The organism is Streptomyces sp. NPDC031445, from assembly GCF_055581365.1.
On record NZ_JBVIJO010000004.1, the window covers coordinates 365,429 to 377,970 of the forward strand.

The 12,542-nt window shown below is 72.5% G+C and carries 14 protein-coding genes; 5 read left to right on the plus strand and 9 right to left on the minus strand.

The features are described from left to right. Window positions 1-12: 12 nt before the first annotated feature. A complete protein-coding gene (locus ACZ5DC_RS14370; protein WP_468652560.1) occupies window positions 13-966 on the plus strand; it encodes a LysR family transcriptional regulator in 954 nt (317 codons plus the stop codon). Between the two features lie 13 nt (window positions 967-979). Here the strand turns inward: ACZ5DC_RS14370 and ACZ5DC_RS14375 are convergent, their stop codons facing one another. Next, the gene (locus ACZ5DC_RS14375; protein ID WP_468652561.1) at window positions 980-1,738 is read right to left on the minus strand and encodes an alpha/beta hydrolase family protein; all 759 of its coding nucleotides are present in this window, start codon (window positions 1,736-1,738) and stop codon (window positions 980-982) included. Between the two features lie 135 nt (window positions 1,739-1,873). On the opposite strand from ACZ5DC_RS14375, the gene ACZ5DC_RS14380 reads away from it, so the two are divergent. Together ACZ5DC_RS14380 and ACZ5DC_RS14385 are read left to right on the plus strand one after the other, a co-directional pair. Beyond that, entirely contained in the window at window positions 1,874-3,037 is a 1,164-nt protein-coding gene (locus tag ACZ5DC_RS14380) for an adenosine deaminase (RefSeq protein WP_468652563.1), read from the plus strand. Window positions 3,038-3,188: 151 nt separating this feature from the next. Then, the gene (locus ACZ5DC_RS14385; RefSeq protein ID WP_366748696.1) at window positions 3,189-3,572 is read left to right on the plus strand and encodes an ATP-binding protein; all 384 of its coding nucleotides are present in this window, start codon (window positions 3,189-3,191) and stop codon (window positions 3,570-3,572) included. 94 nt (window positions 3,573-3,666) lie between these two features. Here the strand turns inward: ACZ5DC_RS14385 and ACZ5DC_RS14390 are convergent, their stop codons facing one another. From ACZ5DC_RS14390 to afsQ1, 5 genes are all read right to left on the minus strand, one after another. Next, a complete protein-coding gene (locus tag ACZ5DC_RS14390) occupies window positions 3,667-3,867 on the minus strand; it encodes a PspC domain-containing protein (RefSeq protein ID WP_014674578.1) in 201 nt (66 codons plus the stop codon). Window positions 3,868-3,938: 71 nt separating this feature from the next. Next, window positions 3,939-4,538 carry a VanZ family protein gene (locus tag ACZ5DC_RS14395; protein ID WP_468652565.1) on the minus strand — a complete coding sequence of 200 codons (600 nt, stop codon included), beginning with the start codon at window positions 4,536-4,538 and terminating at the stop codon, window positions 3,939-3,941. Between the two features lie 454 nt (window positions 4,539-4,992). Next, window positions 4,993-5,595 (minus strand): hypothetical protein, encoded by a 603-nt coding sequence (locus ACZ5DC_RS14400; RefSeq protein ID WP_468652567.1) that lies wholly within the window; start codon window positions 5,593-5,595, stop codon window positions 4,993-4,995. Continuing rightward, window positions 5,592-7,181, minus strand: a complete 1,590-nt coding sequence (locus ACZ5DC_RS14405; RefSeq protein WP_468652569.1) for an ATP-binding protein — start codon at window positions 7,179-7,181, stop codon at window positions 5,592-5,594. The genes ACZ5DC_RS14400 and ACZ5DC_RS14405 overlap by 4 nt, the downstream gene beginning before the upstream one ends. Beyond that, complete coding sequence (gene afsQ1 / locus ACZ5DC_RS14410; protein ID WP_067041772.1) at window positions 7,178-7,855, minus strand: two-component system response regulator AfsQ1; 678 nt, start codon at window positions 7,853-7,855, stop codon at window positions 7,178-7,180. The genes ACZ5DC_RS14405 and afsQ1 overlap by 4 nt, the downstream gene beginning before the upstream one ends. 241 nt (window positions 7,856-8,096) lie before the next feature. Between afsQ1 and ACZ5DC_RS14415 the strand changes: the two genes are divergently transcribed. Further along, window positions 8,097-8,867, plus strand: a complete 771-nt coding sequence (locus ACZ5DC_RS14415) for a SigE family RNA polymerase sigma factor (protein WP_468652571.1) — start codon at window positions 8,097-8,099, stop codon at window positions 8,865-8,867. Between the two features lie 145 nt (window positions 8,868-9,012). On the opposite strand, the gene ACZ5DC_RS14420 is transcribed toward ACZ5DC_RS14415, so the two are convergent. Next, a complete protein-coding gene (locus ACZ5DC_RS14420; protein WP_468652573.1) occupies window positions 9,013-9,648 on the minus strand; it encodes a uridine kinase family protein in 636 nt (211 codons plus the stop codon). 127 nt (window positions 9,649-9,775) lie between these two features. On the opposite strand from ACZ5DC_RS14420, the gene ACZ5DC_RS14425 reads away from it, so the two are divergent. After that, window positions 9,776-10,177: a hypothetical protein gene (locus tag ACZ5DC_RS14425; protein ID WP_468652575.1), complete on the plus strand. Its 402-nt coding sequence runs from the start codon at window positions 9,776-9,778 to the stop codon at window positions 10,175-10,177. Between the two features lie 51 nt (window positions 10,178-10,228). On the opposite strand, the gene ACZ5DC_RS14430 is transcribed toward ACZ5DC_RS14425, so the two are convergent. Further along, window positions 10,229-11,113, minus strand: coding sequence for an aldehyde dehydrogenase family protein (locus ACZ5DC_RS14430; protein WP_468652577.1), 885 nt, complete (start codon window positions 11,111-11,113; stop codon window positions 10,229-10,231). After that, complete coding sequence (locus ACZ5DC_RS14435; RefSeq protein ID WP_468652579.1) at window positions 11,106-12,536, minus strand: aldehyde dehydrogenase family protein; 1,431 nt, start codon at window positions 12,534-12,536, stop codon at window positions 11,106-11,108. Before ACZ5DC_RS14435 ends, ACZ5DC_RS14430 begins: the two co-directional genes overlap by 8 nt. Window positions 12,537-12,542 lie beyond the last annotated feature (6 nt).

Below are 12,542 nucleotides of genomic sequence, written 5' to 3' on the forward strand. Positions count from 1 at the left end.
ATAATCGTTCCCATGGCGCATCAGCAGAGTTCACCGGCGCGACTGTCACCGTCCAGTGACGCAGAAGACATGGCGCTGTTGCTCGCGCCCCGCCTCGCGTACTTCGCCGGCGTAGCCCGCACCGAGCACGTCACCCGGGCCGCGCGGGAGCTGGACGTCCCCCAGTCCACCCTGTCCCGGGCGATGGTCCGCCTGGAGCAGGACCTGGGCGTCGACCTGTTCGCCCGGCACGGCCGCACGGTCTCCCTGACCACCGCCGGCCGCACCTTCCTCGCCTCCGTCGAGCGGGCCCTCGCCGAGATCGAGCGCGCCGCCGAGGAGGTCCGCGCGGACGCCGATCCGGCCACCGGCAAGGTCGCCTTCGGCTTCCTGCACACCATGGGCGCCGAGACCGTGCCCGGCCTGCTGCACGCCTTCCGCGCCGACCACCCGCGCGTGCGCTTCAGCCTCGTGCAGAACTACGGCGAGGCCATGCTGGAGGGGCTGCGCGCCGGCGAACTCGACCTCTGCCTCACCTCACCCGTCCCCGACGCGCCCGACCTGGTCGCCCGGCGCCTGGACGAGCAGAAACTGCGCCTGGTCGTCCCCGCGGACCACCGCCTGGCGGGCCGCCGCCGCATCCGCCTGGCAGAGGCGGCCGAGGAGACCTTCGTGACCCTGGAACCGGGCTACGGCCTGCGCCGCATCACGGACGACCTGTGCCGTGAGGCCGGTTTCAAGCCCCGCGTCGCCTTCGAGGGGGAGGAGGCGGAGACGCTGCGCGGCCTGGTGGCGGCGGGCCTCGGGGTCGCCCTCCTGCCGCCCCCGACCGTCCCGCGCCCGGGCGTGGCGGAACTGACGGTCACGGCCCCCAGGGCGGTCCGCGAAATCGGGGTGGCCTGGCCGGCCGGCCGCCCCGACACCCCGCCGGTGGCGGCCTTCAAGAAGTTCCTGCTCTCCAGGAGGGGCAACCTGCTGCCCGGCTGAGGGACGCCCGGCCCTACCGTTTCCACGACTTGCCGAACCCCGCGGCCAGCGGCATCCGCAGGCCGATCGGCGGGGGCGCGGCCAACGCGTCCTCCACGGGGCGGGACACGGCGTGCCCGAACAACGCGCCCATCACGAAATCCACCGTCAGGCACAGCACTTCGTCCCGGTACCCGTGCAGCCCGTGCCCGTCGGAGTGCACCTCGAACCGGCACACCTCCCGGTTCGCCTTCTTCGCCCGCGCCGCGAACCGGAACGACAGCTCCGGATCGGTCCGGTCGTCGTTCGTGCCGTGGGCGATCAGCACCCGCCGCCCGACCAGCTGCTTCACCGGCTCGGGCGGCGCGGCGACGTCCTCCTCCGGCATCCAGGGGGCCAGCGCCACCACGGAGTTGACCGCCTCGTGCCCGCCGGCCCGCAGTGCCGCGCGCCCGCCCATGTCCACGCCCACCAGACACACGGGGACGTCCCCGTAGCGCCGTACGACCTCGTCGGCGGCCCACCCGGCATCGGCCGCCGGATGGGCCTCGCTGCCGTTCCAGCCGCGGTAGCGGTACCGCACCGGATGGACCGCCAGCCCCTCGTCCCGGCCCGCGCGGGCGAGCGCGCGGCCCAGGGAGCGGACGAGGGTCAGCGCCCGGACAGGGGACGGCCGGCGGACGGAGGCCTCCTCCCCGCCGGGGAGCAGCAGCACCGCTCCGCTCACCGACGTCGGCTCCGCGCCGACTGCCTTCCCCAGCCCGGCCGTTCGGACCGGCGTCGCTTGTCCCATGGCAGAACAGTGTCAGAACGGCGCGGTGTACTGAACCCGTGCGCCCGGTCACCGTTGGGTATCGACGGAAAAGCGCCGGGAAACCGCTGTGGCGCACACCGGGACCTCTACGCGCGTAGGAGTTAGAGTGCGGAAATGACGAGCCAGACCGCACCCACCGGGAACGCCCCCACCGCGGACCAGATCCGCCGGGCGCCCAAGGTACTGCTGCACGATCATCTCGACGGCGGGCTCCGCCCGGGCACCGTCGTGGACCTCGCCCGGGAGACCGGGTACGCCGGCCTTCCCGAGACGGACCCGGACAAGCTCGGCATCTGGTTCCAGGAGGCCGCCGACTCCGGCTCGCTGGAACGCTATCTGGAGACCTTCCGGCACACCGTCGGCGTGCTCCAGACCGAACAGGCCCTGACCCGGGTCGCCCGCGAGTGCGCCGAGGACCTCGCCGAGGACGGGGTCGTCTACGCCGAGGTGCGCTACGCGCCCGAGCAGCACCTGGACCGCGGGCTGTCCCTGGAGGAGGTCGTCGAAGCCGTCAACGAGGGGTTCCGGCAGGGGGAGCGGCTCGCCCGCGAGAACGGCCACCGCATCCGGGTCGGCGCCCTGCTGACCGCCATGCGGCACGCCGCCCGCTCCCTGGAGATCGCCGAACTCGCCAACCGCTACCGGGACGCGGGCGTGGTCGGCTTCGACATCGCCGGCGCCGAGGCCGGCTACCCGCCCACCCGGCACCTGGACGCCTTCGAGTACCTCAAGCGCGAGAACAACCACTTCACCATCCACGCCGGCGAGGCCTTCGGGCTGCCGTCCATCTGGCAGGCGCTCCAGTGGTGCGGGGCCGACCGGCTCGGACACGGGGTGCGGATCATCGACGACATCGAGGTCCGCGAGGACGGCTCGGTGAAGCTGGGCCGGCTCGCCTCCTACGTGCGGGACAAGCGGATCCCGCTGGAACTGTGCCCCAGCTCCAACCTCCAGACCGGGGCCGCGCCCTCCTACGCCGAGCACCCCATCGGGCTGCTGCGCCGGCTCCACTTCCGGGCCACCGTGAACACCGACAACCGGCTGATGTCGCACACCACGATGAGCCGGGAATTCGAGCACCTTGTCGAGGCGTTCGGTTACACGCTCGACGATCTCCAGTGGTTCTCCGTCAATGCGATGAAATCAGCGTTCATTCCTTTCGATGAACGACTCGCGATGATCAATGACGTCATCAAGCCCGGATATGCCGAGCTGAAATCCGAATGGCTGTTCCGGCAGACCGCGTCCACCAGCGGTTCTGGCGGTTCCGGGGCCTAGCGGACGGGTGCTTGCCGGACCGGAACGCGGGCGTGCTCTCACACGGCGTCCGCATTTCGGTGTTTGCGGCGGACGGCTGGGGATGTTTACGGTCGTGGACCGCTCAGATCGTTCGTGATCTTCCGTCTCCGCATGCAAGGACGCATTCACCATGAAGCAGTCTGCTGCCAAGACCCTCGGTGTCGCCGCCCTCGGTGCCGCTTTCGCCGCCGCCGGTGCGGGCGCGGCCGACGCGGCCCCGGTCAGCCCCGACGCCGGCCAGACGCTGAACACCGTCACCAAGATGCTGCCGCCCGAGCAGGTCATCGAGGCGCTGCCGGACAGCGGTGCCGTGAAGACGGTGAAGCCCGTGGCCAAGACGGGTGTTGCCGCGGCTCTGCCGGCCGTCCGCAAGGGCGCGGCCACCGCGCAGCCCGTCGTCCAGAACGTCCTCGCCGAGGGGCCGACCAAGCCGGTCGCCGGTCTGCTCGGCGGGCTCCCGCTGCAGGGGCTGCCCACGCACGGCGTGCCGATCAACGGCATCCCGGTCGGCTGAGCCCGGCTTCCGTCCGACGCGCGCGGGGCGCTCCGGTACGTCCGGACGCGCCCCTGTGGCATGCCCGCGTCCGGGTCCGCGCCGGCGCGGGGGTTCACCAGGCGGTGCGGGCCTTGTCCTCGGACGGGAGCAGCAGCCACAGCGCTATGTAGAGCAGGAACTGCGGGCCCGGCAGCAGGCAGGACACCAGGAAGATCACCCGCATCGTCGTGGCCGAGGTGCCGAAGCGCCGGGCCAGTCCTGCGCAGACTCCGCCGATCACGCGGCCGTGGGTGGGGCGGGAAAGGGCGGTCATGTCGGATCCTCCGTGGTCGTCGGCTCGCACGAGCCGGTGGCGGGCCCCGGTCCGGGACCCCTCAACTGCCTTCAACAGTACGGAGACGAAGGGGACGAAGCATCACTCCAAGGGGCGATACCGACCCTGGGAATCGTCGGGGTACGGCCCTGAGACAGCTCCTCCTGGACGGAGACCGCCGGTTCGGGCGCGCCGTGCTCCCCCGTGTCCCGGCGGCGCAGCCGGAGGCGGGCCGCCGGGACGACGGCCAGATGGGCCAGGACGACTCCCGTCGTGTTCAGCAGCACCGAGTCGACGTCCACGACCCTGCCCGGCACGCCGGTCTGCACCAGGGCGATGCCGAGGGAGAGAAGGGCGCCGGCCGCGGCCGTGCGGATCAGGGACGCGACCGGGGAGACGGTGAGCCTGCCGTGCGCCACCGGGAGCAGGACGCCCAGCGGGGCGAGCAGCGCGAGTCCCTCGCCGAGGGGCCTGACGGCCTGGGGCCAGCCCAGCGCCAGGTCGGCCCGGATGCCGGCCAGCGGGCGCAGGTTCGGGGGCATCACCCAGGGGACGTCCAGGGGGCGCAGCATCAGCCAGGCGACGAGGGCGAGATGTGCGACGAGGAGGACACCTCCCGTCACACGGATGCGGATCGCGGCGCTGCCGCCGATGGAGCCTTGACGCTGCACGCCCCCGTAGACGCGGGGGCGGGCCCGATCGGTTCCGCGGTGGAAACGTTTCGGCCCGGGACGCTCCCGCAGGCCGGCGCTGCCGTGAGCGTCCCGAAGGGGTGCGGGGAACTGCGCGAGCGGCTACGACGGACCCGCAGCCGGGCGACGGACGAACCCCCCCACGGCGGCTCCCCGCGACGCGACCCCGCCGGCCGCAGCGGTCACGCTGGCCCTCGCCTAAGCAACCGCGGATGACCGAGCCGTCGTCCTCCGTCGCGCAGGCCGGCGCTGCCGTGAGCGTCCCGAGGGGGTGCGGGGAACTGCGCGAGCGGCTACGACGGACCCGCAGCCGGGCGACGGACGAACCCCCCACGGCGGCTCCCCGCGACGCGACCCCGCCGGCCGCAGCCGTCACATCGACCCCCGCCGAAGGCGAACGGCAACCGTGACCCCGCCCAGGCCGAGCGCAGCGCTACGCGTTCGGGACCCCGCTCGACGGCGGCTGCGTGGTGCCCGGGTGGTCGCGGACCTCGTCGGTGCAGGCGTAGCGGCGCGGGGCGTCCGGGGCGGGACCGGCCAGGATGACCGAGCCGTCGTCCTCCGTCGCCGCCGAGTCGGACAGGGTGCACACCAGCTGCGCCAGGGCGTAGGCGGTGAGCCGCGACGGTGCCATGCCCAGCCGGAGCGTGTCCTCGGGGTCCTTCGGGCCGGGCCCGGTCACCCGGAGGCCGCCCGGCACGTACGTCGTGTAGCCCGCGGAGCGCTCCGCGGCGGACGGTGAGGTGGCCAGCTGGTCCAGCAGCCCCTGCGCCACGATCATCCGGCGCCGGGCGTCCGGGGTGCCCTCCGGGACCCGCACGGTCCGGTCGACGGCCACCAGGGACGCCCCGCACAGCAAGAACACCTGTACCGGGACCCCGCGCGAGGACTGCGCGGAGGCGTCGGGCCCGGCCAGCGAGCACGGCACCCGGGACGGCGCCGGCCCGAAGTCGGTCGGCACCTCCGTGGCCCGGATGCCGCAGCCGGTGAGCAGCACGCCCAGGAGGGGCAGCGCCAGCAGGCGTCGTACGGTCATGACCCCTCCTTCCCCGCGCTGTCGTGGCCGGTCTCGCCGGCCTTGGTGTCCCCGCCGTCCTCCTCGGTCAGTGCGGAGGCGTCCCGTGGCAGCCGGAGTGTGAACACCGCGCCGCCGTCCGGGGAGTTGGCCGCGGTGATCTCGCCGCCGTGGATGTGGGCGTTCTCCAGGGCGATGGACAGGCCGAGCCCGCTGCCCTCGGAGCGCGGCCGGGAGGCGCTCGCCTTGTAGAAGCGGTCGAAGACGTGCGGCAGGACGTCCTGCGGGATGCCGGGCCCGTGGTCGCGGACCCGGATCTCGACCGAGTCGTCCGCCGCCCGGACCGACACCCGCACCGGCGACCCGCCGTGCTTGAGCGCGTTGCCGACCAGGTTGGCGAGGATGACGTCCAGGCGGCGCGGGTCCAGCCGGGCGTGGATGCCGCGCTCGGCGTCCAGCTCGACGGCGTCCAGCCAGGCACGGGCGTCGATGCACGCGGTGATCTGGTCGGCGACGTCGACGTCGTCCAGGACCAGCCGGGCGGTGCCGGCGTCGAAGCGGGTGACCTCCATCAGGTTCTCGACGAGGTCGTTCAGCCGCCGGGTCTCGCTGACCACCAGCCGGACGGCCGGCTCGATCATCGGGTCCATGCTGCCGGTCTCCGCCTCCAGCTCCTCCTCCAGCACCTCCGTGACGGCGGTGATGGCGGTGAGCGGCGTGCGCAGCTCATGGCTCATGTCGGCCACGAAGCGGCGCGAGGCCTCGTCCCGCGCGGCCATCTCCGCGACCCGCTGCTCCAGCGCCTCGGCCGCGTTGTTGAACGTCCTGGACAGGTCGGCGAGTTCGTCGGTGCCGGACACCCGCAGCCGGGTGTCCAGCCGGCCCTCGCCGAGCCGTCGCGCGGCCACGCCCAGCCGGTGCACGGGCTTGAGCACGGTCGTGGCGGCGGCCTGCGCGAGCAGCGCGGCGCCGATCAGCGCGAGCCCGGTGGCGATGCCGAGTGACCAGGCCAGCGAGTTGAGGTCCTTCGCCTCCGGCTCCAGGGACTTCGCCATGTAGCCGGTCGGGCCGCCGCCGATGACGCGCGTACCGGCCACCAGGTAGGGCGTGCCGTGGTCCACGACCCGCTGCCAGTACAGGTGGTACGGCTCCTTGTTGGAGTCCGTCACGGTCTGCCGCCGGGTCACGGCCTCCCGCAGCGACCGGGGCACGTCCTCCAGCGAGAAGCCGTTGATGCCGCCCGAGTTGCCGTACACGGTCTTGCCGCCGGCGTCCTGGGCGACCAGGAGCACGCTGAAGTGCTGGCTGCTGGCGGCCATCTGGCCGGCCGCGCGCTGCACCTGGTCCTGGGTCGGGTGTTCCGGCAGCGCGCCCGCGCGGTTCTGCATCTCCTGCCGGAAGTCGCGCAGCACGGCGTCCTGGGCGCGGGTGAGCACGGCCTCCCGGTTGAGCCAGTAGGCGATCCCGGACGCCGACACGGCGGCCGTCAGGGCCACCAGCCCGAAGACGACGACCAGGCGCAGCCTGAGGCTGGTGAACCTGAGCCGCGACAGACTTCCCTTGCGCCCCGCGGCCCAGCCGCGCAGCCCCTCTTGCGTACCGGTCACTGAGGGGTGTCCAGGCGGTAGCCGACACCACGGACGGTACGGATGAGCGTCGGCGACGACGGCACGTCCTCCACCTTCGCGCGCAGCCGCTGCACGCAGGCGTCGACCAGGCGCGAGTCACCGAGGTAGTCGTGTTCCCACACCAGCCGCAGCAGCTGCTGCCGGGACAGCGCCTGACCGGGCCGCCGGCTCAGCTCCAGCAGCAGCCGCAGCTCGGTCGGGGTCAGCTGGAGGTCCTCGCCGTTCTTCGTGACGGTCATGGCCGACCGGTCGATGACGAGGTTGCCGAAGGTCGCCGAGTCGCTGGACTCGCGTTCCCCGCGCCGCAGCACGGCCCGGATCCGGGCGTCCAGCACCCGGCCCTGCACCGGCTTGACGACGTAGTCGTCGGCGCCGGACTCCAGACCGACGACGACGTCGATGTCGTCGCTGCGCGCGGTCAGCAGGATGATCGGCAGCTGGTCCGTGCGCCGGATGCGCCGGCACACCTCGAACCCGTCGATGCCGGGCAGCATCACGTCCAGCACGATGAGGTCCGGCCGCTGCTCGCGCAGCAGCTTCAGACCGTCCTCGCCGCTGGCAGCGGTGGCCACCCGGTGTCCCTGGCGCGTCAGGGAGAGCTCCAGGGCCGTACGGATGGCGTCGTCGTCCTCGATCAGCAACAGGGAAGGCACGGGCTCATTCTGGCCCATGGAAGGGTCGCCGTACGACCTGCCGGGACCAGGTCATCCGTAGCGCCACCGGCTGTGCGCGGTGTGTGACCCGCCTGGACGGGACCCCTGTGACAGGTCTGTGACAGTCGGCAGACACGGCCATGAAGTGACCCCGGCAGTCTTTTGGGCACGGGCAAGGCCGCCGGCCGGAACCAGCCCGGGCACAACGGAGTCACCGGAAGTCCACGACGGGGAGCGCGAGATGAACACGCTGCACAGCATCAGCACCAGCGCAGTGGTCACGCGTCTGCACGACGTGCACCGGGGATCGGAGAAGTCCGGTGCCGAGGGGGGTCCCTCCCGCGCGAGCGTGTTCGAGCGTGGGGGAGGGCGGGGGTGCGCTCGCGGCACCGGGCGTCAGCACACCGCGTACATGGCGGTGGTTGACACACGGGGGGAAGCTCACGGGGGAGCCGCGTACAGGGAGGACCCGGGGGAGCGCCGTTCGCTGACGGAAGCGGAGTTCACCGCCTACGTCCAGGAGCGCCGCGCCTCCCTGTACGCCACCGCCTACCACCTGACCGGTGACCGCTTCGAGGCCGAGGACCTGCTGCAGAGCGCGCTGTTCTCGACGTACCGGGCCTGGGACCGGATCAGTGACAAGGCCGCGGTCGGCGGATACCTCCGCCGCACCATGACCAACCTGCACATCAGCGCCTGGCGGCGCCGCAAGCTCAACGAGTACCCGACCGAGGAACTGCCGGAGACGCCCTCCGACACGGACGCGATGCGCGGCACCGAGCTGCGCGCGGTCCTGTGGCAGGCGCTGGCCCGGCTGCCCGAACTCCAGCGCACCATGCTGGTCCTGCGCTACTACGAGGGCCGCACGGACCCGGAGATCGCGGAGATACTCGGCATCAGTGTCGGCACGGTGAAGTCCAGCATCTGGCGCTCGCTGCGCCGGCTGCGCGAGGACGAGGTCCTCAGCTTCGGCCGTGACGAGGAGGACGCCTTCGGCGAACTGGTCGCCTGAGGTCCGGGGGGAACGGGGGAAACGGGGGACCACTGGGGGGTGGGCCTTCGGGGGAGCACGGGGGAAGACGGGGGAGCGAGGGAGCGGGGCTGGTGGGCCGGGGGGCCTGCCGGCCCCGCTCTCGCGTGTACGGGGTGGTACGGGGTCAGGCCGCCGTCCGCTGCCGTACCTGCCGGCCCGCCGCGGCTGCCGCGAGCCGGCCCAGCGCCTCGTCCCGGTCGCAGGGGTGCGCGCCGAGCGACACCTGGCGGGCGACGATCGAGCGCTCCGTGCGCATCAGCCGCCAGCCGCGGCGCAGCAGGAACGGCACCGACTTGCGGCCCTCCCGCAGATCGCGCAGGAAGCGCCGCCGGAAGGTGGTGACCGGACCGCGGGACAGGCACAGCGCGTCCGCGAGCAGGCCCAGTTCCCGGCAGCGCTCGACGATCTCCGCGGCGAAGACGCCCTCCGCGATGAACAGCGGGGTACGGCCGATGTGCAGCGTCTCCTCACCGGTACGGGCACTCAGCGAGAGGTCGTACACCGGTACCGGCGTCGACCCCGTGGCGCACAGCCGGGCGATGGCCTCGACGGCGACGTCCGCGTCCCACGACCGCGGGTGGTCCCAGTCGATGTCCGAACTCCCCTCCACCAGGGGCAGAGTCGGATCGTCACCCTCCTTGTAGAAGTCGTCCAGGCGCAGCACGGGGAGCCCGGAACGGGCGGCGACATGTGACTTGCCCGAGCCCGAGGGGCCGCACAGCAGCACGACACGGGCGGGAGACGGAGGATGAATGCTCACGGAACACCAGTTTGACGCATGGGGGGCGCCCTGCCGACCCCGCGGGTCGGCTTTTGAGCGTGAGTCCCGCCTCAACTACCCTACGTGTCGACACCCTTACCCTGCGCACCAGAAGGTGGCACCAGCGATGGCCCGACACACTTCCCCCCGGCACTCCACCGCGCAGCGCGCCCTCATCGTCCTCGCGGCCGCCGGAGCGGCCCTGGGCGCGGGGGCGGCGACGGCGTCCGCCGACTCGGTCCCCGGCGTGGGCCTCAACTACCGCCCCCTGAACCTCGGCAACGTCGACCCCCAGGCGGGCGCGCGCGCCCTGACCGGCATGGTGGGGTACGTGACCGGCCCGGTCGCGGGTCTCAAGCCCAACCCGCTCGCGGGCACGGGCGTGGACCCGCTCGACAACGGCGTGGGCACCCAGCTGGCCGACTTCAAGCCGGTGGGCTCCCAGACGCTGACGCGCCCGCTGGCCCAGGCGCCGTCGCTCGGCAGCGTCCCGGTGGTCGGCCAGGTCCTCGGCGCCCTGGGCCACTGAGAGCGCCCCGCAGGGGCGCGGGGCGGGGGAGGTTCCCCGCCCGGCGGCCCCTCAGTAGGAAGAGCCCGACGCGCCCAGCGCGCCCGTCGGGTGCCACACCGTCTTGGTCTCCAGGAACGCCGTCATCCGCTCGGTCCCCGGCGTCTCGAAGTAATCCACAGCCTGTGGACGGAGCACCCGCTTCAGATTGTCGGCCGCCGCGACCTCCAGCTCCTTCGCCAGGTCCTCGTCCGCGCCCGCGAGGTCGATCGCGTTGACGTCCTGGTGCGCGGCCAGCGGCGCCGCGATCTCCGCCGTACGGCCGGACAGGACGTTGACGACACCGCCCGGGACGTCGGAGGTGGCCAGCACCTCGCCGAGGGACAGGGCCGGCAGCGGGGCCTTCTCGGAGGCGATCACGACCGCCGTGTTGCCGGTGGCGATCACCGGGGCCACGACCGACACCAGGCCGAGGAAGGACGACTCCTGCGGAGCCAGCACGGCGACCACGCCGGTCGGCTCCGGGGAGGAGAGGTTGAAGTACGGGCCCGCGACCGGGTTGGCGCCGCCGATCACCTGGGCGATCTTGTCGGTCCAGCCCGCGTACCAGACCCAGCGGTCGACCGTCGCGTCCACGACGGCCGCCGCCTTCGACTTCGACAGGCCCTCCACGTCCGCGACCTCCCGGACGAACTGCTCCTTGCGGCCCTCCAGCATCTCCGCGACGCGGTAGAGGACCTGGCCGCGGTTGTAGGCGGTCGCGCCGGACCAGCCGCCGAACGCCTTGCGCGCGGCGACCACCGCGTCACGGGCGTCCTTGCGGGAGGACAGCGGAGCGTTGGCCAGCCAGTTGCCCTTCGAGTCCTGCACCTCGTACACCCGGCCGCTCTCGGAACGCGGGAACTTCCCGCCGACGTACAGCTTGTAGGTCTTGAACACAGTGAGTCGGTCAGACATCGAGGTACGCCTCCAGGCCGTGGCGGCCGCCCTCGCGGCCGAAGCCCGACTCCTTGTAGCCGCCGAACGGCGAGGTCGGGTCGAACTTGTTGAACGTGTTGGACCAGACGACACCGGCGCGCAGCTTGTTCGCGACGGCCAGGATGCGCGAGCCCTTCTCGGTCCAGATGCCGGCCGAGAGGCCGTACTGGGTGTTGTTGGCCTTGGCGACGGCCTCGTCGGGCGTACGGAAGGTGAGGACCGACAGCACCGGGCCGAAGATCTCGTCACGGGCGATGGTGTGCGCCTGGGTGACGTTCGTGAACAGCGTCGGGGCGAACCAGTAACCGGACGAGGGCAGTTCGCAGGCCGGCGACCAGCGTTCCGCGCCCTCCGCCTCGCCCCGCTCGGCCAGCGCGGTGATCCGGGCCAGCTGCTCGGCGGAGTTGATCGCGCCGATGTCGGTGTTCTTGTCCAGCGGGTCGCCGAGGCGCAGCGTGGACAGGCGGCGCTTGAGGGAGTCCAGCAGCTCGTTCTGGATCGACTCCTGGACCAGGAGGCGGGAGCCCGCGCAGCAGACCTGGCCCTGGTTGAAGAAGATGCCGTTGACGATGCCCTCGACGGCCTGGTCGATCGGCGCGTCGTCGAAGACGATGTTCGCGCCCTTGCCGCCCAGTTCGAGGGTGAGCTTCTTGCGGGTGCCGGCGACCGTGCGGGCGATCTCCTTGCCGACGGCCGTGGAGCCGGTGAAGGCGACCTTGTTCACGTCGGGGTGCGCGACCAGCGCGGCGCCCGCGTCGCCGTAGCCCGGGAGGATGTTGACGACACCCTTGGGCAGGCCGGCCTGGCGGCAGACGTCCGCGAAGAACAGGGCGGACAGCGGGGTCGTCTCGGCGGGCTTCAGGACGACCGTGTTGCCGGTCGCGAGGGCCGGGGCGATCTTCCACGCCAGCATCAGCAGCGGGAAGTTCCACGGGATGACCTGGCCGGCCACGCCCAGCGGCCTGGGGTCCGGGCCGAAGCCGGCGTGGCCGAGCTTGTCGGCCCAGCCCGCGTAGTAGAAGAAGTGCGCGGCGACCAGCGGGAGGTCCGCGTCGCGGGTCTCCCTGATCGGCTTGCCGTTGTCCAGCGTCTCCAGGACCGCCAGTTCACGGCTGCGCTCCTGGACGATCCGGGCGATGCGGAACAGGTACTTGGCGCGCTCGGAGCCGGGCAGCGCGGACCACTTCTCGAACGCCTTGCGGGCGGCCCTGACGGCACGGTCGACGTCCTCGGAACCGGCCTGGGCGACCTCGGCGAGGACCTCCTCCGTCGACGGCGAGACCGTCTTGAAGACCTTGCCGTCGGCCGCCTCGGTGAACTCGCCGTCGATGAACAGGCCGTACGAGGGCGCGATGTCGACGATCGCGCGGGACTCGGGGGCGGGTGCGTACTCGAATGCCATGGGGGA